Annotated in this window: 21 protein-coding genes and 1 pseudogene; 10 read left to right on the forward strand and 12 right to left on the reverse strand. The window is 61.5% G+C overall.

Features of this window, described 5'->3' with window-relative positions; all coding sequences use genetic code 11:
- The first annotated feature begins 63 nt into the window (after positions 1–63).
- The 3 genes from ACFQ6H_RS13515 to ACFQ6H_RS13525 all read left to right on the forward strand — a co-directional run bounded on the left by ACFQ6H_RS13515 (position 64) and on the right by ACFQ6H_RS13525 (position 3872).
- Complete coding sequence (locus tag ACFQ6H_RS13515) at positions 64–1299, forward strand: cytochrome P450 (RefSeq protein ID WP_378535522.1); 1236 nt, start codon at positions 64–66, stop codon at positions 1297–1299.
- Positions 1296–1859, forward strand: a complete 564-nt coding sequence (locus ACFQ6H_RS13520; RefSeq protein WP_378646573.1) for a TetR/AcrR family transcriptional regulator — start codon at positions 1296–1298, stop codon at positions 1857–1859. The genes ACFQ6H_RS13515 and ACFQ6H_RS13520 overlap by 4 nt, the downstream gene beginning before the upstream one ends.
- A 99-nt stretch (positions 1860–1958) precedes the next feature.
- A complete protein-coding gene (locus ACFQ6H_RS13525) occupies positions 1959–3872 on the forward strand; it encodes an alkyl/aryl-sulfatase (protein WP_378646575.1) in 1914 nt (637 codons plus the stop codon).
- Between the two features lie 46 nt (positions 3873–3918).
- Here ACFQ6H_RS13525 and ACFQ6H_RS13530 read toward each other — a convergent pair whose 3' ends face one another.
- The 3 genes from ACFQ6H_RS13530 to ACFQ6H_RS13540 are packed head-to-tail and all read right to left on the reverse strand — an operon-like array spanning position 3919 to position 6526.
- Positions 3919–4539 (reverse strand): L-threonylcarbamoyladenylate synthase, encoded by a 621-nt coding sequence (locus ACFQ6H_RS13530; protein WP_003945756.1) that lies wholly within the window; start codon positions 4537–4539, stop codon positions 3919–3921.
- A gap of 14 nt (positions 4540–4553) precedes the next feature.
- Positions 4554–4991: a MerR family transcriptional regulator gene (locus tag ACFQ6H_RS13535; RefSeq protein WP_378646577.1), complete on the reverse strand. Its 438-nt coding sequence runs from the start codon at positions 4989–4991 to the stop codon at positions 4554–4556.
- A 35-nt stretch (positions 4992–5026) separates the two neighbouring features.
- The gene (locus tag ACFQ6H_RS13540) at positions 5027–6526 is read right to left on the reverse strand and encodes a SulP family inorganic anion transporter (protein WP_378646579.1); all 1500 of its coding nucleotides are present in this window, start codon (positions 6524–6526) and stop codon (positions 5027–5029) included.
- Positions 6527–6823: 297 nt separating this feature from the next.
- Here ACFQ6H_RS13540 and ACFQ6H_RS13545 point away from each other — a divergent pair, with 297 nt between their 5' ends.
- The 4 genes from ACFQ6H_RS13545 to ACFQ6H_RS13560 all read left to right on the forward strand — a co-directional run bounded on the left by ACFQ6H_RS13545 (position 6824) and on the right by ACFQ6H_RS13560 (position 10384).
- Entirely contained in the window at positions 6824–8038 is a 1215-nt protein-coding gene (locus tag ACFQ6H_RS13545) for an Ig-like domain-containing protein (protein ID WP_378646581.1), read from the forward strand.
- Between the two features lie 55 nt (positions 8039–8093).
- Complete coding sequence (locus tag ACFQ6H_RS13550) at positions 8094–9212, forward strand: Ig-like domain-containing protein (protein ID WP_378547453.1); 1119 nt, start codon at positions 8094–8096, stop codon at positions 9210–9212.
- Positions 9213–9498: 286 nt separating this feature from the next.
- Positions 9499–9867: a hypothetical protein gene (locus ACFQ6H_RS13555; protein WP_378547450.1), complete on the forward strand. Its 369-nt coding sequence runs from the start codon at positions 9499–9501 to the stop codon at positions 9865–9867.
- Between the two features lie 346 nt (positions 9868–10213).
- Entirely contained in the window at positions 10214–10384 is a 171-nt protein-coding gene (locus ACFQ6H_RS13560) for a hypothetical protein (protein ID WP_378535541.1), read from the forward strand.
- 31 nt (positions 10385–10415) lie between these two features.
- Here the strand turns inward: ACFQ6H_RS13560 and ACFQ6H_RS13565 are convergent.
- The 3 genes and pseudogenes from ACFQ6H_RS13565 to ACFQ6H_RS13575 all read right to left on the reverse strand — a co-directional run.
- Positions 10416–11159 (reverse strand): annotated as a pseudogene (locus ACFQ6H_RS13565) (HNH endonuclease family protein); the annotation flags it as partial.
- Between the two features lie 78 nt (positions 11160–11237).
- Entirely contained in the window at positions 11238–11603 is a 366-nt protein-coding gene (locus tag ACFQ6H_RS13570; RefSeq protein ID WP_378646583.1) for a pyridoxamine 5'-phosphate oxidase family protein, read from the reverse strand.
- 111 nt (positions 11604–11714) lie between these two features.
- On the reverse strand, positions 11715–12083 hold the full coding sequence (locus tag ACFQ6H_RS13575; protein WP_378448756.1) for a hypothetical protein: 369 nt from the start codon (positions 12081–12083) through the stop codon (positions 11715–11717).
- Between the two features lie 704 nt (positions 12084–12787).
- Between ACFQ6H_RS13575 and ACFQ6H_RS13580 the strand changes: the two genes are divergently transcribed.
- Positions 12788–13258, forward strand: coding sequence for a hypothetical protein (locus ACFQ6H_RS13580; RefSeq protein ID WP_378646584.1), 471 nt, complete (start codon positions 12788–12790; stop codon positions 13256–13258).
- Between the two features lie 7 nt (positions 13259–13265).
- Here the strand turns inward: ACFQ6H_RS13580 and ACFQ6H_RS13585 are convergent, their stop codons facing one another.
- The 3 genes from ACFQ6H_RS13585 to ACFQ6H_RS13595 all read right to left on the reverse strand — a co-directional run bounded on the left by ACFQ6H_RS13585 (position 13266) and on the right by ACFQ6H_RS13595 (position 16506).
- The gene (locus ACFQ6H_RS13585) at positions 13266–14189 is read right to left on the reverse strand and encodes a DUF2797 domain-containing protein (protein ID WP_378535547.1); all 924 of its coding nucleotides are present in this window, start codon (positions 14187–14189) and stop codon (positions 13266–13268) included.
- A 92-nt stretch (positions 14190–14281) separates the two neighbouring features.
- Positions 14282–14944 carry a DUF305 domain-containing protein gene (locus ACFQ6H_RS13590; protein WP_378547444.1) on the reverse strand — a complete coding sequence of 221 codons (663 nt, stop codon included), beginning with the start codon at positions 14942–14944 and terminating at the stop codon, positions 14282–14284.
- A complete protein-coding gene (locus ACFQ6H_RS13595) occupies positions 14941–16506 on the reverse strand; it encodes an LVIVD repeat-containing protein (protein ID WP_378646585.1) in 1566 nt (521 codons plus the stop codon). Before ACFQ6H_RS13595 ends, ACFQ6H_RS13590 begins: the two co-directional genes overlap by 4 nt.
- A gap of 180 nt (positions 16507–16686) precedes the next feature.
- On the opposite strand from ACFQ6H_RS13595, the gene ACFQ6H_RS13600 reads away from it, so the two are divergent.
- Both ACFQ6H_RS13600 and ACFQ6H_RS13605 read left to right on the forward strand, forming a co-directional pair.
- Positions 16687–17274, forward strand: a complete 588-nt coding sequence (locus ACFQ6H_RS13600) for a TetR family transcriptional regulator (RefSeq protein WP_378646586.1) — start codon at positions 16687–16689, stop codon at positions 17272–17274.
- Positions 17275–17319: 45 nt separating this feature from the next.
- The gene (locus ACFQ6H_RS13605) at positions 17320–18456 is read left to right on the forward strand and encodes a GIY-YIG nuclease family protein (protein ID WP_378646588.1); all 1137 of its coding nucleotides are present in this window, start codon (positions 17320–17322) and stop codon (positions 18454–18456) included.
- Between the two features lie 87 nt (positions 18457–18543).
- Here ACFQ6H_RS13605 and ACFQ6H_RS13610 read toward each other — a convergent pair whose 3' ends face one another.
- From ACFQ6H_RS13610 to ACFQ6H_RS13620, 3 genes are read right to left on the reverse strand one after another with little or no spacing between them, the layout of a single operon-like run.
- Positions 18544–19761 (reverse strand): Dyp-type peroxidase, encoded by a 1218-nt coding sequence (locus ACFQ6H_RS13610; RefSeq protein ID WP_378646590.1) that lies wholly within the window; start codon positions 19759–19761, stop codon positions 18544–18546.
- The gene (locus ACFQ6H_RS13615) at positions 19754–20254 is read right to left on the reverse strand and encodes a copper chaperone PCu(A)C (RefSeq protein ID WP_378646592.1); all 501 of its coding nucleotides are present in this window, start codon (positions 20252–20254) and stop codon (positions 19754–19756) included. The genes ACFQ6H_RS13610 and ACFQ6H_RS13615 overlap by 8 nt, the downstream gene beginning before the upstream one ends.
- Positions 20255–20279: 25 nt before the next feature.
- Positions 20280–21710, reverse strand: a complete 1431-nt coding sequence (locus tag ACFQ6H_RS13620; protein ID WP_378547432.1) for a PepSY-associated TM helix domain-containing protein — start codon at positions 21708–21710, stop codon at positions 20280–20282.
- Positions 21711–21775: the final 65 nt, after the last annotated feature.

Below are 21775 nucleotides of genomic sequence, written 5' to 3' on the forward strand. Positions count from 1 at the left end.
GTTACTCGATATTGAGGATGGAGATTGTTTGACACATTCGACTATTTGTCTCATAGTCGAGTCATGACAATCTCTGTGTCACATTCGCCACGGTTTGTTCCTTCCACTGGGGAGTCCTGGCGTTCGCCGTGGGCAATGTACGACGCGTTACGCGAGAACGATCCTGTTCACAACGTTGTGCCGGAAGCTGCGCCGCAGGACGACTACTGGGTGCTCACCCGTCACGAAGACGTCTACAACGCCGCTCGCGACTACGAGACGTACTCGTCGGCAAAGGGATTGACCACTGTCTACGGTGAACTCGAGCAGATCGGGATGCAGGACAATCCGCCGTTCGTGATGCAGGACCCGCCCGCGCAGTCGGAGTTCCGGCGCATGGTGTCGAAGGGGTTCACCCCGCGTCAGGTGTCGGCGGTCGAGCCGATGGTCCGCGAATTTGTCGTCGAACGTATCGAGGCGTTGAAAGCGCGTGGCAGCGGCGATATCGTCGTCGAGTTGTTCAAGCCGTTGCCGTCGATGGTCGTCGCACATTATCTGGGTGTGCCGGAATCGGACCGTGATCAGTTCGACGGCTGGACCGAGGCCATTGTTGCTGCCAATTCGGCAGGTGGTGTGGCCGCAGCGGCGACGACGGCGCAGGCCGCCACCGGTGAGTTGATGATGTACTTCGCTTCGCTGATCGAACGCCGCAAGGTCGAACCGGGTGACGACACTATTTCGCACCTACTCGCCGCTGGTCTCGGTGAAGAAGGCGACATGTCCGGCTTACTGTCGATTCTGGGCTTCGCCTTCACCATGGTGGCCGGTGGAAACGACACTACAACAGGAATGTTGGGCGGATCGGTGGCGATGCTGACCGAACGCCTCGACCAGCGTCAGATCCTGTTGGACGATCCCGCATTGATCACTGACGCAGTCGACGAACTACTTCGGCTCACCTCGCCGGTCCAAGGTCTGGCACGCACCACGACGCGAGATGTGGCCTTGGGTGGCAAAGTGATTCCGGCAGGACGTAAGGTTTTGCTGATGTATGGTGCGGCAAATCGTGACCCCGAAAAGTACGGACCCGACGCGGCGGAGTTGGACGTCTTGCGCCGGCCACAGAAGATACTCACCTTCAGTCATGGCGCCCACCATTGTCTTGGTGCGTCGGCCGCTCGAATGCAGGCACGAGTTGCGTTGGAAGAGTTGCTCTCCCGGATTCCAGACTTCCACGTCGACATCGACGCGATGCAGTACGCACCAGGCAATTACGTCCGCCGTCCGCTCACCGCCCCGATGTCGGTTAGCCGGCCGTGAGCAACGACTGGCTCGGTGAGGGCCGCGCTTTGGCGGCGGCCGAGAAGATCCTCGACAGCGCGGCACAATTGTTCGTCGAAAAGGGCGTCGCAACGGTCGGTATGGCGGAAATAGCCTCTGCTGCAGGATGTTCTCGGGCCACCTTGTATCGGTACTTCGAGAATCGACAGGCTCTACACATCGCGTTCGTTCACCGCGAAGCGCGCAGGCTCGGAACAGCGATCGCGGAATCGGTAGCGGCCATCGACGATCCGAGTGAGCGTCTCGAAACGGCGATGCTCGCGGCAGTGTCCGCGGTACGCAGCACTCCGACTTTGGCTGCATGGTTCACCCCGGGTGATGCGAGTCTTGCCGGTGAGCTTGCCAATTCGTCTGATGTCATCAACGGGTTGGGGGTCGCGATGCTCGGTGACACCGGCGCCGAGGTAGCCACGCGAGCACGCTGGATCGTGCGAGTGATCCTTTCGCTGCTCATGGTGCCGGGGGCGGACGAGAATGACGAGCGGGCGTTGGTGCGTGAGTTTGTCGCTGCACTGTTGAGTGCAGGAAGGACCGCCTGATCATCCCTTCCGGGTGATGCGCGTGGGTGCTGTCGGGATCGAGGATGAACCGGTATCCAGACACAGGCCACCGCGAGTTCCCGAGGAGCGTAAGAGAAGATGACTACACCGTCCGAACTCGACCCCAAGCCCGCCACCGAAGCCACTCGCCAGACGAATGCTCAGGTGCTCCGTGACCTTCCTTTCGACGACACCTTCGACTTCGATTTGATTTCACGAGGTCTGGTGGCGCCGCTCATCGACGGCGGGCTCGTCAAGGGCGACAAAGGGCAGTTCATCTTCTCTTACGACGCCTACGGGTTCGCCGACGGCGACGCGCCGGACACCGTCAACCCGAGTTTGTGGCGCCAAGCGACTTTGATGGGAAAGGGCGGCGGACTGTTCAAGCTCGCTGATCGCCTGTATCAGGTGATCGGCCAGGATTTGTCGAACACGACGATCATCGAGGGCGACACCGGGTTGATTATCGGTGACACTCTGATGTCCGCGGAAACAGCCGCACTCGCGTTGGAGTTGTACTACCAGCACCGCCCCAAGGTCCCGGTCAAGGCAATCATCTTCACGCACTCCCACGGCGATCACTTCGGCGGTGTGAAAGGATTTGTCACCGATGAAGAGATTGCGTCCGGTGCTGTAAAGGTCTATGCACCAGATAGTTTCACGGAGGAAGCGATCTCCGAGAACGTGCTTGCCGGCACGGCGATGACACGTCGCGGAATGTACATGTACGGATCGTTCCTGCGTCCGGGTCCACAGGGACAGGTATCCGGTGGTCTCGGCTTGTCCACTTCGCACGGCACGTCCACGTTCGCCGTGCCGACCGACGTCATCACCGAACCGATTCACGAAGAAGTCATCGACGGCGTGCGCGTGACGTTCATGCTCGCGCCGGGAACCGAAGCGCCATCCGAAATGCTCTTCTATTTACCAGATTTCAAGGCACTCGGTTCGGCTGAGGACGTCACACACACGATGCACAATCTATACACGTTGCGCGGCGCCAAGACTCGCGACGCCAAGGCCTGGTCGCATTACGTTCGCCTGGCGATGGAGCTCTTCCCCGACGTCGAAATCATTTTCGCGCAGCATCATTGGCCCACGTGGGGCAATGAGAAGATTCGCAAGCTCATGTCGGATCAGGCAGACCTGTACAAGTATCTCCACGACCAGACGTTGCGTCTTGCAAACAAGGGACTGACACCCGTCGAGATCGCCGACCAGATCGAGGTACCCGACGCCATCGGAAAGCAGTGGTACAACCGCGGGTACTACGGCTCGCTCAGTCACAACGTCAAGGCGATCTACACCTTCTATCTCGGTTGGTTCGACGGCGTTCCCGCTCACCTGAATCCTCATCCGCCGGTGGAGAACGGCAAGCGCTACGTCGAAGCCGTCGGTGGACCGGACGCGCTCCTGACGAAGGGCAAGCAGGCGTTCGATGACGGCGACTACCGCTGGGCGGCGGAGTTGGTGAATCACCTGGTCTTCGCCGATCCGAGCAATCAGAAGGCGCGAGAGTTGTTGGCGGACACGTACGAACAGCTCGGCTACCAAGCCGAGAACGGTACGTGGCGCAACTTCTATCTGGTCGGAGCGATGGAGTTGCGGCATCCGCTGGCACCGATGCCGTCCAACAACCCCACCGGCCCGGCCGTCGTCGCAGTGATGCCGCTCGAACAGATGCTGGACTTCTGGGCAGTTCGCCTCGACGGCCCGAAGGCCGCCGACGTCGACCTGACGTTGCGATTCGTGTTGTCGGATACCGAGGACAACGTCCTGGTCACAGTGCGCAACGGCGTGCTGAACTACGACATGGACAGGGCAGATTCGTCGGCCGCCCTGACTCTGACCTTGACCCGTGCGGTGTTCAACGAGGTGTATCTGGGGACGACCTCACTCACCGAATCCATCACCTCCGGAACAGCGAAGGCTGCGGGGGATCAGTCGGAACTGGAGACGTTCATCTCGCTGCTGGAGGATTTTGATCTGTGGTTCGATATCGTCACGCCGTGACTGGTCGACTCCATGATGTGGCCCGGGGATGTGGCCCGGGCGGGGATCACTCGAAACGAGAAGGATCCCCTGCTCCGACGCGCACGATCTCGGGGACACCGGACGAATAGTCGACCACTGTGGTTGGTTCAGTTCCGCAATCACCCGAGTCGATGACCGCGTCGAGCTGGTGGTCGAGTTCTTCCTTGATCTGCCAGCCGTCCGTCATCGGCTCCTCGGCGCCGGGCAGCAGAAGGGTGCTGGAGAGGATCGGCTCACCCAGTTCCTGCAGGAGCGCACGCACTACCGGGTGGCTGGGAATGCGCACTCCGACGGTTTTCTTCTTGGCGTGTGCCAGCCGCCGCGGGACTTCCTTCGTGGCGGGAAGGATGAACGTGTATTGGCCCGGGGTTGCCGCTTTCACCGCGCGGAACGCCGAGTTGGTGACGTGGACGAAATGCCCGAGCTGCGCGAAGTCGGCACACACGAGTGTGAAGTGGTGATCCGACCGCAGGTGACGGATCTCGCGGATCCGATCGGTGCCCGAGTGATTGTCCATTCGGGCGCCCAAGGCGTAGCAGGAATCGGTGGGGTAGGCGATGACCGCGTCGTTGCGCAGCATTTCGACGATCTGGCTGATCGCGCGCGGCTGCGGGTTTTCGGGATGTACGTCGAAGTATCGGGCCATCAACTCAGCTTAGTTCAGCCGGCAGATCGTGAATCCCGTTCGCCGTTCAGACTGTGGTCGGCGAGCAATCCCGTCAGTTCTTCGGCGTAGGCGAGTTGCTTACGTAAGTGTATGCAGCTTTCTTCCGCTCGGGTATGGCAGGCGGTGACGAATTCGGTTGCACCGGTTCGCATTGACGCGTCCGAACCCTTGTCACCGAGCACTGCCAGAGAATCGAGGAGTTTTTTCATTTCTTCGAGACTGAATCCGAGCGGCTTCATTCGTCGGATCACCAGTAGCCGCTGGACGTCGGCTTCGGTGTACAGGCGGAAACCTCCGGCGCTCCGCTCGGACGGGGTCACCAGACCGACCTCGTCGTAATGACGGATCGTCTTGATCGACAGTTCGGTGCGCTCGGCAACCTGACCGATCTGCATGTTCTGCCCCTGGCCCGCGTGTTCCGGCTCAGACATCACTCCCACTTTCGTCGCGCTCGGCCTCCATCCTCTCAGTGACCGTCGCCCAGACGACCGGACAGGCGCAGATGGCGCTCGGCCGACGCGCCGTCGAGGCCCACGATCTCGACCTTCTTGCCTCTGGCCGCGTACTTGGTGGTGATGGCGTCCAGAGTCGCCACGGTCGACGCGTCCCAGATATGAGACTCGGAGAGATCGATGACAACGTTCTTCGGGTCGCCGGTGTAGTCGAACTGATAGATCAGATCGTTGCTCGATGCGAAGAACAACTCGCCTCGAACCGCATAGACACGGGTGTCCTCGTCCGGATGCGCTACGTCGACAACTTCGGTGAGGTGCGCGACGCGGCGGGCGAAGATCACCATCGCGGTAATCACTCCGACGATCACGCCGTAGGCGAGATTATGGGTCGCGACGGTGACAGCCACGGTGACCAGCATGACCGTTGTTTCGCCGATCGGCATGCGGCGCAGTGTCTTCGGATTGATGCTGTGCCAATCGAAAGTGCCCACCGAGACCATGATCATGACGGCCACCAATGCGGCCATCGGAATCAACGCCACGACATCGCCCAGGCCGACCACGAGTATCAGCAGGAACACGCCAGCGAGGAAGGTCGAGATCCGAGTGCGAGCGCCGGAGACCTTCACGTTGATCATGGTCTGGCCGATCATCGCGCACCCTCCCATGCCTCCGAAGAAGCCGGTGACGATGTTCGCGACGCCTTGGCCCCACCCTTCTCGGGTCTTGTTCGAGTGGGTGTCCGTGACGTCGTCGACGAGCTTGGCCGTCATCAACGATTCGAGGAGTCCGACGAGCGCCATGGCCAACGCGTACGGAGCGATGATCGACAGTGTGTGCATTTCCAGAGGGACGTCGGGGAACAGTAGCGTCGGCAGGCTCGACGGAAGTTCGCCCTCGTCGCCGACATCGGGAACGTCGAAAGCGAAAACGACTGTGGCGGCGGTCAGTAGCACGATCGCCACCAGCGGAGCCGGGACCGCGTTCGTCAGTTTCGGCAAGAACACGAGAATCAGGAGGGCGACGCCCAGGAGCGGGTAGACGAGCCACGGAACGTCGATCAGATGGGGGAGTTGGGCGATGAAGATCAAGATGGCCAGTGCGTTGACGAATCCAACCATGACGCTGCGCGGGATGAAACGCATCAACTTTGCAACGCCGAGGAGACTCAACACGATCTGGAGGAGACCGGCCAGGAGGACTGTCGCGATCAGGTAGTCGATTCCGTACTCGCGCGTCAGTGGAGCGACGACCAGTGCGACGGCGCCGGTGGCCGCGGAGATCATGGCAGGTCGTCCGCCGACGACGGCGATGGTCACAGCCATCGTGAACGAGGCGAACAGTCCCACCCGCGGATCCACCCCGGCGATGATCGAGAACGAGATCGCTTCGGGGATCAATGCCAATGCCACGACCAGTCCGGCCAAGACTTCGGTTTTGAGTCGGCGAGGTGACCGAAGCGCGGCCCGTACCGAGTTGTCGTTGGTGGATGAAGCGGTGGTTACTGCCATGAGATTCCGTCCTGACGAGGTTCCCAGACTCTACCCTCCCGTAAGGGTAGAGTGTGAACGAGAATTTGACAGCGATGCGAATGGCCTTCGAATTCTTTTTTGCTGCAATGAATCTCGATTGTTTTGCTCGGCGAGGATGGGCAAGGCTTGCGTTGGCTGACAGATGTGACGGCCAGTAACCCTTACCAAGTATTTACCTACTGTGTGGTTTTTGTTGATCGAAAACTGGCCAATTCGGGCGTTCGCTCCGTTACAGTTCGGCGGCAAACGTCAATCAGGTTGTTCCGAGAGGACATCATGTCAAAACGCTTACTGAATGCTGCGCTGCTAGCCGGCCTCCTTGCCGGTGGAACCGCGGTGGCCGTGATTCCGGCGACCGCGGCACCCGTTGCAGAAACCACGTCGACAACTTTTCAGGTCACGTGCCGCGCAGTTCCGAGTGCGTTCTCCGGGCCGTCGTCAGACGGAAAGCCTGCCACGGTGCGGGTTTCGGCTCCTGCGGTCGTCGCGCCAGGTCAAGTCTTCGACATCGACGTGGATCCGGGAAGCGTCCAGATCCCGAACGATGTGAGCGGCGCAAGCGTCAAGAAGATCTCGCGTCTGAAGATCGACCTTCCGATTCCGACCAACGCGGAGTTCGTCTCGGCGACGGTCACCGATCCGGGCAATGTTGTCGCCGGGAAACCTGCTTCGGTGATTCGTGTCAACGAAGACGGCACTCCCACACCTGACGGCCCGATACTCCGGTTGTCCGGCGCAAACGAAGCGATCGGCAACAGTCCGTCATCGTCGTCGGGTGCGCACGGTGGGCTCGCGATCAATGCTCAGTCCGGTGCCGAGACGAATATCGTCTTTCCGAAGATCAGAATCACCGTGAAGGCCGGGCCTTCCGGCGTTGTCGAGACCAATGTCCGGACCTCGGGTGCTGCAGGTACTTTCGGCGGACCGGAGTCATTCTTGACCTTCCTCCCTCAGGTCGGTCACTGGCTCGCGGGAACGATCTGGGCGCCTACGTCCTGCTCACCCCGCGACAGCGAGACCGGCCCTCTCAATGCCGGTGCCGGCAGCCTGGCGTCGACAAAAATCGACGGGGACCTGGGACCGGTCGATCCTGAGCCCGGTACCGACATCGTGACCACACTCGAGGGACCGGCTACCGCCGTAACCGGCACCAAAGTGTCCTTCGCTACTCACGTCGAACCGGAAAATGCCACGGGAACAGTCCAGTTCATGGTCGACGGCAAGCCCGCCGGCGAACCGCGGCCGGTGGTTCGCGGTATCGCCCGCCTGGATCTGACCTTCGGTAAGGCCGGAATCAAGTCTGTGACTGCGGTGTTCACCGCTACCGGTGACGAGGCGAAGCACATGTCGGCGGCACACATTCTCACCGTCACCGGCGATTCAACAGGTCCGGTCGATCCTAACCCGACCGATCCGGGCACGCCGGGCGGTCTGGGCAGCCTCGAGTCCGTTCTGCCGCAGCTGCCGACGGGTTCGCTCGGCGGCAAGTGATCACGGATCTACTTCACCGAACACTCGATGCCCGAGTTCTTTTGAAAGGCAATACATGAACCCCCGTTCTCTGGCTGTTTGCGCAGCCGTACCCGCTCTCGCGGCCGGACTCCTCGCTGTGTCCGCGCCGACAGCAGCAGCATCAGATGCCGTGACACGAACAGTTTCCTTCGAACACAAGTGCCGGGTCGACGGCGCCACCGATTGGGATTCGTCGTTCTCCGACAACATGGAGGTCACGGCGCCCACGTCCGTGCGTCCCGGCGAGCAGTTCACGGTGAAACTCCATCCCGGCACCATGCGTAGTTCGGATTCGGACACCGGTCGAATCAAGTACGACATTGCGCTTCCGCAAGGGGCAACACTGGTTTCGTACTCTCTCGTCGGTGATTCGTCGTCCAACTTGACCGGCGAAGCTGCGGTACTGCTCCGTGTGGGTGCAGACGGAAATGCGAACGCCACCGGTGAATATTTGCGCATTACCGGGACCAGCAACAAAACTGTCAACGACGGTCCGAGCGCGAACGACAACAAGCCCAAGGAAGGGCTGCAGGTCAAGGCCAACACGGACTTCCGTCTGCCGGCAGTCGAATTGAAACTCGAAGCTCGCTCCGACGAGGGCAATGCGACGACGCACCTGCGCGGAGGGGCCGCGAGCCCGACCATCAAGATCAAAGACACGAGCATGAGCTTCGGTGAGTCCCGTTGGGTCAATGCCGCTGGGTATTGTGTTGCTTCGGGTGACGGACGCGGCGCCCTCTCGACCACAGAGGTCTTCTCGACCAACCAGACCGAAACGACGGTCGCTGTCGCGCTCGAGGCACTGACGGGCGAAGACGTCAAGATCGCGGCAAGCATCGACCCGAATCCAGGTGAGGGAACAGTCGAGTTCTTCGACGGCGATACCAAGATCGGCAGCGCCGCAGTCGATTCGAATGGCCATGCTGAACTGGTCTGGCCGTTCCGTGACCAGGGCGAGCATCGCATCACCGCAAAGTTTCTGGGTACCAAGAAGTTCAGTTCTTCGGAATCTGCGGACAAGACCGTGACCGTCACCGTGCCTGGTGTCATCGTCGTCGAGCCGGTGGATCCGACGGATCCGGAAACACCGGGCGGAACCGGAAGCCTCGGTGACATCTTCTCGAAGCTGCCGACGGGCTCACTCGGAGGCTGAGTCACCCAAACGGTAGGGGAGCGTCGACGTTTCGGCTCGAATCTGGGTGTGTGGTCGAATACTGGAATGACAGGTTCGAATCATGTCGAGAGCCGCAACGCCGGCGTTCCCTTTTTCTCAATGGGAGTCTCCGTCACGGAAACCGGGCCGGAACCACAAAAGGTAGCTCACCAAAACTCGTGCCCTTTTACTACCGTTGGTTGAAGAACTGCGCGATCCGCGGGTTCTTACATCAACAAGCCTTCGAACTCGCCGCTGCGGTTCAGGTATGAACAAGGTAGGGAAAATGCGCAAGGTTGGTTTGCTCGCGTCCGCTGCGGCAGTAGCTGTCAGTGTGGCAATGATCGGGACGTCTACGGCTTCAGCAGCGCCGGGAAGCATTCCCGGACACGGGCTGTTCGACGTGCCGTGGGAGGTGTTGCCGGGAACCTACACCACTTCTGGACCCGAATCGGCTGACATGCCATGCATTTACGGCCGAGCAAAAGTTGACGGCGACGGTGAATTGAATGTCCTCGAGTTCGAAAGCACCCTCGAACCGGCGACGGTCACGATTCTCTTGACGGATTCTCGCTTCACCACCGCATATTGCGCTGATTGGAAGAGAGTGTCGTCAATCGGATCGTTGGACCTCGGATCACTTTTCGGGTCATAGACGTCTCCTGGTTTGACATGAATATCGGATATGGCTGTTCTTGCCATTTCGATTGAACACTCGGCTCGCGGATGCGCTCGTTCGTCTCGAGTTGCCGACCACTCGTCGCATGAGTCGACGACCAGGGACTTTGGCCCTCGGTATTTACCTACCACTCGGTATATTCTGCGAAGGTACGGACTTCGTGAACCGATGTGAGTTGGCTCCGGGGGACGTGCCGGCCTCGCAGGACCGCCCGCAAAGTCAGCCCGGTGAGGCCACCAGAAGTTCGCGCATTTCGACAGATTGCCGCTGGGTCCGTCCGCTACGAGGGGAGCGGACGGACCTGACAGCACGAGAGAGTGCCATGCCTGAACGTGGTCAAAGCAGAGTGGACGCGGGGATCATCGCCGTTGTCGCGATCGTTACCGGTGTGTTCGTTGCACTGACCGGTCACGGTCTCGTTGCAGCGCTGGCCACCGTGTTGGGGCTCGCGCTCGGAATGGCGATTGTGCGGTATCTGATCAAGGGCCGCTGATCACTGGACTCTGATCACCGTAAGAGTTTCAGCAGGTCGTGAGAATGTCGGCGATGGTGTCATGTTCGGCTTGGGTGACCCACAAACCGTATGCCGCTTTGACTTCCACTTGAGCAGTCACGTACTGGCAGCGGTAGGCCTTGTTGGGTGGCAGCCACGACGCCGCGTCGGAATCCGACTTCTTCTGGTTCGTGGGTCCGTCGACAGCGCGCAGGTTTCGAGGGTCGTTGGCGAGATTGGTTCGCGTTTGCGTATCGAGCTGCTGTGCGCCCTTCTGCCAGGCATCCGAGAGTGCGACCACGTGGTCGATCTGGACTGCAGAAGACGTGTCCTGGCCGCGAGTGAACGCGATGGTCTTGTTCGTGTACGGGTCACGGAGCGTGCCGGTTTGGACGGAGCAGCTTTTGGAGCCGTCCTTGAATGTCAGGTCGGTGAGGTCACGCCGCAGGATGTCGTTGCGCGTATCGCAGCCGTTGTGGCCGAACTCGACGGTGACGTCGTCCGTCCAGGCCGTACCGAACAGTGCGCGGTCGTAACCGGTCTTGGGTGCGCGTCCTTTGACGGGGATCTGTGCCAGCAGTTCAATTGCGGCGGACGAAGGAGTCGAGGCTTCGGTCGCGACCGTCGTCGTGACGCCGGATCCGATTCCTGAACCGAGAGAAGATGTTTCGGTTGCATCGGCCTTGGAATTGGCGCAGCCTCCCAGCACGATCACGGCAGCCATGCCGATGGTGACGCCGGTGATGCCGCGCCTGTGATGTGCCGTGCGTGCCATGTGCGAGAGTCCATTTCTTCGAGAGATGAACTACAAGTATGTCATTCGCGACATTTCGGGCTGAACCGGCACCTCCCGTCAGTCGGGTCGAAGTAGCCACCGCTTCACCGGGACGGAGACTAGAACTCGCGGGCCGTCACGAGTCTCATCTGCGGCGTCCCATCCGTCGTACTTCTTGCCGAAAAGTCGCAGGAGATCACCGAACTCGTCGACGTTGCGATGAATTGTTGCGATACCCTGTGCGACCCACGGGTCGCGTGTGGAGCCGTCAACCGCCAAGGAGACCCGAGGATCGTCCAGCAAGTTCCGAACCTTCCGATTCTTTTCGGCGCTCGGAATCCAGAATGTGTTCTGACGCAGCAAGAACCAGACCGGAGTCGTGTGCGGCGAGCCGTCAGTTCGAAGGGTGGTCAACCACACGCAAGGAGTGTCCGCGATAGTCACGGTCTCAGTATCGGTGCCCGCCGGAGGTACACAAGTCGACGATGCGAAACAAACAAGGCCCGGTTGTCGCCGTGCGGCGATCTCCGGGCCTTGTCGGGAGGTGTGGAAGCGTCAGATCTCGATCTTGGGGGTCTGTTCGCCCAGCTTGTGGCGAGCGAGTGCCAGGTTCGCACGTGCGCGGTCGAGGACGAGGTACACGAACAGCGTCGAGAGTCCGGGCGTCTCGAGGACACGAATGAGGTGGTACTGGTTGCTCAGGGTGATCAGGATGTCTTCCAGGGTGTCGGTAATCCCCAAGTTACTCATCGTGCGGAGCTTTGCTCGCACAACCTCGGAGTTACCGGCGCCGGCGTACTCGAGGCTGAATGACGGGTTGCCGCTCATGCCGAGAACCATTCCGCTGTCGGCGTCGACGACGGCTACACCGCTGGCACCGTCGATGCGCATCAATTCGCCGAGGATTTTGTCGATGTTGCTCATTACTTCTCCTTGGTTGGACAGAGCCGCGCGGGGCGACTCCAGGTGATGCTTCGGTGGTGAAGTCATCGGTACATTTCGAGGTGGAATCGTTGGTTGCGGCGTCGGGGGTGGGCCGGGCGGCAACTGTTCAGCCTGTGAGATTTGGGGGCCTGCTCCGCTATGCGCAGATGAGCGGCCGTTCGACGACTCGAATTCGTCGATGCGGTCTGCGGGCAGCCAACCGTCTCCAGGGGGTGCGTTGAGCGGCCATCGCGTGTCTGTCTCGTAGTCCGGGACCGGCGGCTGGAGTTGTGGATACACCGGCGCGGTCAGTGGTCGCTTGTACGGAATCGGTTGACCGCCCCCGTCGGCGACGTTCGCGAACCAGGCGGCGTACCCGGGATCGCTGCGATCGAGGTTTTGCCCGCGATCGTCATCATCCTCCCGGGAACCTCGTCGACGAAAAAGTCCCACTCGTTCCAGCCCCTTAAAGACGAACTCTTTCCGATCGGTGCGTTCCGGATGAACGCGGCAGACCGGACAAACCCACCCGTAGTTACTTTGCAGTTAAATCACCGTAGCATGGGTTTGCGAAGGCGGTATACGGTCCAATACCGCAGACGGGAGGACGAGGCGCTCGGATTCGGCAGGCTGCGCGGGCGATTGTCGCTGATCGGCGATGCCGGTCCGTTCGAACCTCAGTGGCCCTCTGGCATCCTTGAGGGATGAAGAAAACGATCACCGGGTTCATCGGTGCCTGCTCGCTGGTGGCGCTGGTTGCCTGCGGTTCTGACGGAAGCAAGCCGACCGAGGTCGGAACACTCACTTCCTCCGCTTCGGCGACCACCACGGCGACGCCGACGGCGTCATCCGAGGCTCCGGCGACGTCGTCGGACATGACTACCGAGGCACCTTCGGTCGAGTCGAGCGCTCCGGTGGAGGTTCCTTCGGACCCGAACGCAAGCTCGGCGCTGCCGCGGACCTACGCGCAAGCCTGCGCCGACGTTCTCCGGTACCTCGACGCGTACCAGCCGGCAATCGACCAGTCGGGCGAGGAAATGGGTATGACGCGTGAATCATTGGCAAACGACATGATGACGTCCATCCAGGCTTATCCCGAATGGTCGAGCTTGTCTGCCGACGAGCAGGCCGAGGTCACTCGCGGATTCGCCGCAGCGACCGCAGGAAGCTGCTGACTTACCTTCAGAACAACGATTCCTGAATCGCCACGCCAGGGGATACGAACTCGCCGACGGTGATGGTTCGACCGACCAGTCCGGACACGTCCGCGACAAAGCGTGGTGATTCAGGGTCGGTGTCGATCCGCAGCGATGCAATCGACCCGGCAAGGCCCTCCAAATACAGAGAATGCTCCCCGGACTCGAAAGTGTGCGGATACGCGATCAACGGTGCCGCATCGAAGACCACGTCGGCGCACGCCGGCGCCGTCCATTCTTCGGGAGCCTCCAGGATCTCGATGCCGTCGATGTCCGCCCCGATGTCCTTCAACTCGTCTTTGATCGACGATACGAAGTGATGCAACGACTTTCGGAGTTTCTCGCGATCCAAAGAACCCGTCAGTGCTTCGATCTTTCGAGACGTACGGATGGCCTGGCTCAAGTGGAACTCTTCCGACACCCGGGCTTCGAGCGAACGGATGCTGTAACCGTCTGTCGACCGCGCGACGAACAACGCGCAGACTGCTCCCTGCTCGGCGACTCGCGGATGCTTGCGGAACTCGGACGCCGTCCCCACCTTCATCTGACCGCCGGCGAATACGTCGACGTAGAGCCATTGTGGTTGTGCGAGGTAGGTACGCACGTTCGGATGAATGTGCGCACCGCTGACGTGTGCCTGATGAACTGTGGTGAACCCCTCACGATTTCGGCACCGATCGCATTGGCGTCCGGCAACGACGGTGGCCCCGCGGTCACACGGCGAGTGGCCTGGACCTTCTGCGGTGAGATCTCGCCACCCGAGGCAACGGCGGCCCTTCGCTTTGTCGACGGAGAATCGCAGTACCGAGTCGTGAGTGAAGAACGTCGTAGCGGAAGTGGTGTCGTCGACGCATCGGATCCGTGGTGCTGTCGGGTTCGACCATTCGATTCCGCGGACGAGCAGGGTCATGATGAAGTGTCGATTCCTTCTGGACGAGGCGTCGTCGCGGTTGGCGCGGTAGTTCGCAGGTCGACACTTATGGTAGTCAGTGCACGTGCGGTTCAGTGCAGTGGTTGTGCCCCGCGTTGCCCGAGCATCAGTGTCATCAGCCCGGATTCCTGACTCTGGGTGTTGATCATGTCTCGGGCGGACTGTTTCACCGGCCCACTCTCGAGTAGTGCATCGGCGGCCTGCGCCATGGCGATCCCGCCGCGGTGGTGGCGTTCCATCAGTTGAAGGAACATGACCTCGGCATCGCTGCCCTGAGCGGCGCCCAATCTCTCGAGTTCTTCGGTCGTAGCCATTCCGGGCATGACCTCGGTGTCTGTGTCGGGCGCATCGGGTGCCGGGTGATGATGGCCATCGCCGGTGCCGCTGACGGATGCTTCCATCCACCCCATCGGCGTTCTACTGTTCGGTGGTACACCCGCCAGTCGGAGCCAACCGAGCATGACGCCGATCTCGGTTCGCTGAACGTCGTCGATCTGTTGGGCCAGCCTCGTCACTGCCGGGTCCACATCGGGACTCAGACGCGCGAGAATGAAGAGGGCCTGCTGATGGTGGGTCGCCATGTCGTGCACGAATCCGATTTCGGTTTCGCTCAGAACGGCTGTCTGCGTATGGTTCTCGGGCGCAAACAGGGGGCGCAATGCTGCGCCGAGTACGAGCAGCATCAGGGCCGCCGCGACCAGCGCGACGGCTTTGACCGATCGCGTAGCCGTCATGATCCGACAGTTGTTTTCTGGTCGGTGGGAGGTGTGTAGACGCCGTTTTCGAGCTGCATGGCAACAAAGCCGTTGTCGGCGCACGTCGCCCACAACGTGGTCCCTCGCCATTCGGGTGGGGAGAAGCACCAATCGGTGGAGATGTCGCCGAGAGCGACCATGCCTGACCGCGAACTCAGCGCTTGGCCGGGGTCGAACTGACCTTGCGCGATCGACTGCGCAATTGCCGGCGTGCTGAGAATGGGTACCCCGATGAGCGAGGCGAGAGCATGCGGCGAGTTGGCGAGTTGGAGATTGTCGCCGGTTCGGGCGGGTGGGTTGAAGTACGCAATTTCATGGACGTCGAAGGGATCTCGAACATCGAAGACCCGAATCCCGCTCGAGATCCATCCACATGCCAGCGCCGTCGGGTCGACTGGGCGATCGGCGGAACAGTAGTGTGATTCGTACGCGAACAGCGATCCACCGGCAGCGGACGCCAGCGCGGTGTCTTGATTCTCCGGCAGATTGATTTCCAGCTTCACCGAGTTGACGACGGTCGGTTCGTTGTCATTCGAGATGTCGATCAATTTGACGCCGCCGGAACCACCCTCGTCGACGGTGAACAGGTACGGCGAACCGTCGTAGGTGACCGGAATGCTGTGTTGGGTGGCCCAGCCGTCGGTCCACGAGAGCTGGGACAGTTGGCGCACTCGCGGATTCGGGACGCGGCGCTGAACCTCACTGACGTCGAGAACATGTATTCCGCCGAGATTGTTCGACAGGTACATGCGATTTCCGTCGGGACTGATGCCGAAGCCGTGGGTCGACAACCCGATGAGGTCCTGCCAGATGACGCGGGGGTTGGCGGGATCGGTGAGATCGACGGCACTCACAACACCGGGCGCGGTGCCGGAAGACCAGTATGTGTTGCCGTCCGGTGAGAATCCGCCTTCGTGATTCGTGATGGGCAGCAACATTCCCAGATCGGTTCCGGGGCCGGGGTTGAGTAGTTTCGGGTGCGCGCAATCGGAGATGTCGTAGACCGACATCAGGCCGACGCCGGTCAAGAGCGGAACGCCCGTGCCCACCAGCAGCTTTCGTGCGGTGTTGACTTTGAGACTCTCCCACGTTCCGGCGAGCATCGCGGGTTCGGTCAGGGTAGCGGTGAGTGCGGGGTTGGCAGAATTCGATACGTCGAGAACTTGGACACCCTGCGCGGGGCCCAGGAGGTTTCCGGGGAAGAAGCTGCCGACGTACGAGCAGTGTTCGAAGTTGGTGGACGTGATTCCGCCGCCGCGACCCGAGTAGCCGCCGATCTGAGACATGTTGCAGCTGTATCCGTCTCGGCTGCGTCCGCTGTTTCGGTCCTCGGCGGGCACATCGCCCTGCAATCCTGTCTCGGGCATCGAACCGGGCCCGCATTCCGCGCGACTTGCTGCATTCGAGCCGACGCCCGAAGCCTCGAGGATGGAGCCGGGGGCAGCGGCGGGTTCGGCAGCGGCAACACACACCGGAAGGATGGTGATCAATGCGACGAGCGCGATGGCAGATCTGGTTCTGATGGTCGTGAACGATTTCATCGAGTCCAACTCCCGGTGCGGGATTGCCTTTCGTATCTCTCACGGACAGACGTGCCTCACGGACAGGCAGCACGGAGGGCAGGCGCGTGTTCGAGCGCTCACGACGGTCGGGTCGGGGTGTGAACCGGTGTCGGGCCGCAACCAACCGGACAATGCTGTCCGGTTGGTATCGTAGTGTGCGTGACATCGTCTGGCCGCGTCAATAGCGGATCCCTCAACAGAGGGCCGAGAGATGCGGCGCGCAATCGTGCGGCGCTCATCTCGGCAGCTCGCGAGGTGTTCGCCACTCATGGTTTTGCTGCTCCGCTCAGCCTGATCGCCCGCACGGCAGGCGTCGGCCAGGGCAGCCTCTACCGGCACTTTCCCACTCGCGAAAGCCTTGCCCTCGCGGTGTTCGACGAGAACCTCGTCGAACTGCAAGACCTGGCTGCCGATCCGGATTCGACTCTCGACGATCTTTTTCGTTTGTTGGTCGACCAGATCACCACCTCCATCGTGTTCGTGGAGGTCATCAAGCCCGTCTCCTTCGGCGACTCTCGACTGAATTCGGCAGGCACCCGCCTGACCGATCTCCTCGAAGGACGCCTCGCGGAGGCGCGTCGAGCTGGGAAGATACGCGAGTCCGTCACTGCTGAGGACGTGATCCTGGCGATCGCCATGTTTGCCGCGATCATGGAACGGACCGCCGAGAGGTCGCGAAGAGAAGTCGCGCACTCGGCGTGGAACCTTCTTGTGCAGGGACTGGCCGGACCGGCAGCGGCGGGCTGAGACGCGTTCGCCTCGCGCTTCGAAGTGATCGCCTAGGCTCGTGCCATGGCTATTGTCTGGACAGTTCCTCGCGCTATCGGCTCCACCCTGCTCGTTACTCCGTTGATCAAGGAGTTCCTTGTTGAGGGTGACGGCACCCTCGATGCAAAACTGAATGCGGTCGGTACGGTCTCTGCCTCTCTCGAGAAGCAAGTCGGTCGCACGTTCACCTCGATCAGCGCTGCTTCGGCGGCAATCTTTTCCGGTGTTGCCGGTTCCAGTAGCGTGCCCGACGCACTCCGTCTGGCCGTGATGCGCACTCTGTCCACCGAGGTCGTCGTCCGGAAGCCGGCTCCGCAGCCGTTTACCGAAAAGGTCGGGAAGAGGCTGGGGCAGTACGTCTTTGCCCTGCGCGACCCACGTAACCACCAGGTATTCCATGTCGGGCACGGCGCGGGAAATCAGGTCTTCGCGCCGGTGTTCGAAGCGCTCGGTGAACTCGCGAATCTCGAAGGTGCGGACGGCCCGGCCGAGACGAATGCTGCCGTGACCGCGGCCAAGATCGCTCGGATCCGCGAAATTTACGACGCGGGTTCGGCGGTGGAGCACTTCGTACTCCTCCGCTCGGTCTCCGCCGCCACCGATTCGGCCGCCACCACCGGAGAGGTCGTTCGCGGAATCGCGGAAGCTTTGCGGATCACCGACGCGGGAGACGGTCTGACCAACCTCGCCGGCGACACGTCGGACAAGGACACCCGTGCGACCCGCGTCGAGGAACTCGCCTTGCGGTACTCGGCGGATCCCGCGCCGGAACTCCCGACACCGAGCATCGTCCTTCATGTACCGGCATCGGCTCGTCCGGGAGCGACGCCGGAAGAGATCTACGAACTCGCGCGCGCCGAGTGGTCTGCCGGGGCGGCTGTCCGCGCCGAGATCGGCATCCCGGTTCTGGTGTTTGCGGACAGCATCATTCGTGGTGCATTCCGCGCTCAGTCGTGGGAAGTGTCCACGCGCAACGCCGACGGAAGCCAGCTGTGGCGGTTCAACGGAACCGTCGACGACGAGCTTGCTGCCAAGTACGTCGGAACGGAAGTCACCCCCCACAACGTCGGCCTGAAGAAGTGGCCCGTCAGTGGTTGGGTCACGCGGTTGACCACCGCCCGCCCAGGTGCGGTTATGCCGGGACCTCGTAAGTCCAAGTAAGGCAACAGTTCCAGGTAGGCAACACTGTGGGGCGTGATCCGATCGGATCCCGCCCCACAGTGTTGTTGCCGTTCTTGCCCAGCACCGCTATCCGAGCAATCCGCTTCCCAGATAGTCGTTCTCGCTGCATCCCGGCGGAATGAGATACACCGCCGAACCGATCGGCGTCGTCCACTCGTTGAGTGCGTCGAAGTCACTCAACCGCTGTTGGACCGGTAGATACTGCTCGGCGATGTCCCGTTGGAACGCTGCGAAGATCAATCCCGAGTTCGAGGTCTGCCCGCTCTCGGGTGCGTCGTCGTAGTTGTACGCCCGACGGAAGAACTGCTCCTTCTCGTGTGTGCGGTGGGCTCTGGCGATGTGTGATCCTGGCGGGATAACCGGAATGCCGAACTTGTCCGTGAGAGTGAAGTCCGCTTCGTCGAATTCGTTGGTTCCGTTGAGCGGAGCGCCATTGGACAAGGTGCGCCCCATGGTGAGTTCGCGCCCCGAGCGGTCGAGTTCGTCCCACGTGTCCATTTCCATACGAATGCGTCGCAGTACCAACGAGGTTCCACCCGCCAGCCACGACTGACCTGCGCCGTCGTGCCAGATCAGTGAATCGAAATCCACTGTTCCCGGAGCAGGATTGACCGTCCCGTCCACCTGGCCCATGAGATTGCGCATCGTGGTTCCCTCAGGCATGGTGCCGCGAGCATTGCGGAATCCCTTTTGCGTCCACCGGATGGTCGTCAATGATCGGACGTTCTTGGTCAGGACTCGCACAGCGTGAGCAATGGTTACCGGGTCGTCGCCGCAGATCTGCAACAACAGATCCGAGGCGCCCCATCGATCGTCGAGTCGATCGATCGCGTAGCTCGGCAACGGTTCGAACCAATCCGGTTGACGTGCCTGTAATCCCAGCTTGGAGAACAGACCAGGGCCGTAGCCGACGGTCACCGTCAAGCGGGCCGGATCCACAGCCAGTTCCCGTTCGGTGTCCGCCAGCGCCGGGTTGCCGGCGGTGAGCCGTGACGCGTCCTCGGACCACATCTTCATGATTCCGACGACTACAGCTCGATCGGTTCCCGGCAAGAGGTCGAACCCGATGAAGGTGCCGTGCGCTTGTGGCGTGGTGTCGATGCCGGCTTGGTGGACTCCGTAGAACGGTTCCATGAGCTTGCCTGCTTGCTGATCGTGTTCGCTGCGCTCGACCACTGTGGTTGCGCCCCAGGTTATTCCCGCGACGCCGAGCGCGGCGGCGCCTCCTCCGAGAAGGCGCCGCCGGCTGAGAGCTCGGCTGGGCGGGTTCGTGTTCTCAGCCACCGTGATTCGGGTCGTAGTTCTCCTGATTACCGGAGAAGTCGCGAATCTGGGCCGTGAACGTGGTGCTGGAACCGTCGTCGTAGATCAAGGTGAGGTCGGTTTCTGCGCCGGGGAGCAGTGGCGCGGACAGGTCCATGAACATCAAGTGGTCACCGCCCGGCGTCAGGGAGGCGGATCCGTTGGCGGGGACCAGGAAACCGCCGTCCTTGGGGCGCATCGTCATGGTTCCGCCGTCGCCGGTCACAACTTCGTGCAGTTCCAGTCGCGACGACGCGGGGCTGGTTGCCGAAACCACGCGCACGTCCTTGTCACTGGAGTTGACGAGTTCGGCGAATGCCGCGCTCATTCCTTCCGGCGCCGCCTTGACCCATTGATCCTGAACGGTGATCGATTGTGCAGCCTCGGTTTCCTTGTCGGAGTTGGAAGAACAACCGGTCAGAGCGAGAGCCGCGATGAGTGCAACAGCTGCGAATATCTTTGTACGAACAGTCATGTGTGTCTCCGTAATTAGTGAATGGTCAGGTGGTGGCACGGCGTTTGAACGCCGCAACACACACGTCGATCAACAGGAAGGCGAGCAGGCTGATGCCCAGTAGCGGCACGAACCAGCCGACCGCCGCCGTGATCGCGACGAGCGCAACGAGGCTGATCGGGGAGAGGTTGCGGATTCCGCCGCGGACGGGAACCCGGCCGACTGCCCAGTCGGAGCCTCGGGTGGGGCGTCGGCGCCACCACATGATGTAGCCGCGGATCACCACGCTGACCAGCGCGAGTGCCAATGCGGCGAGTGCGATCTGGTTGGCAAGGCCGAACAGCAGACCCATGTGGAGCTGGATTCCCCAGGCCGAAAGTTTGGCTGCGAGTGGCCAATCCGAGAACCACAACTCGTCGGTGACCTTTTGCGTCGCTCCGTCGATTGCGATGGTGTTGTTGCTGTACACCCAGGGCTGACGTGTCTGGGCGACGGTGAACGCTGTCTCGGCGTTCGCGGGTATCGATACTTCGACCGGACCGGTGATCCCGTTGTATCTGGCGATACCGAGGACGGTGTCGACGCGTCCGACGTTGGTGTCTGTCAGCGTGCCGGTGGCGGCGGGGGCCATGTCGTGACCCTCGTGCCCGCCCGTTGCCGGTGGGGGAGCGTCGCCGAGAGTCTTCACGACGGAGGGCGTCGTCCAACTCAATGCGGTTCTCAGATTGCTGACGTTCTCTCCGGCGTACGTCGACCACGTGAGGCCGGTCGCCGAGAGAAAGACCAATGCAACTGCTATCCAGATGCCGACGACACCGTGCCAGTTCAGGGTCCGGCTTCGTCCGGTGGACGCTCGATCGATCGTGAGCAGTCGAGCGTTCCGGGCGGTGCGGTATCGACGGAACCAGAGGTAGACACCGCCGAGGGCGACCACCCACATCCACGACGCGGCCAATTCGCTGTAGAGGCGGCCGGGTTCGCCCAGATGTAGGTGGCGATGCAGTTGGGAGATCCAGGTTCGTAGTGGCAGCGAACCACTGCTTCCGTACACCGCCAACTCGCCGACCGGCTGTGCGAGCACCGGATCGACGAAGACCGCGAGCCTCTCCGATTCGCCCAGTGACGGATCGGTGAACAGGACCCGGGTGGTTTCGCCGGCGCCAGGCGACGGACGTACTGCCGAGACAGTCAAGTCGGGGCGGTACTGCTGAGCGGAACGGATCTGGTCGTTCAGAGACGCGATCTGTCCGGTGGTGTCGGTCTGGAGGTAGTCGTCGTAGACGAACTTCTCGATGGTGGGCGCCATCGCGTAGATACCGCCGCTCAGCGCGGCGATGAGAATGAACGGTCCGATGAGGATGCCGGCGTAGAAGTGCAGGCGCAGGATCAGGGGTCTGGCGCCGCCAACCTGCTTCTTCGGGGGAGAACTGTCGTTGGACGCGCGCGTTTGTGCGCGCTCCAATTCGGGTGCGGACATGCGTGTACTCGATCCCGCCGTGCGCCTTTATTAACCGCGGGCGGTTAATAAAGGCGCACAGCAAA

Source organism: Rhodococcus sp. NPDC056506, assembly GCF_042794945.1.
GTDB lineage: Bacteria > Actinomycetota > Actinomycetes > Mycobacteriales > Mycobacteriaceae > Rhodococcus_F.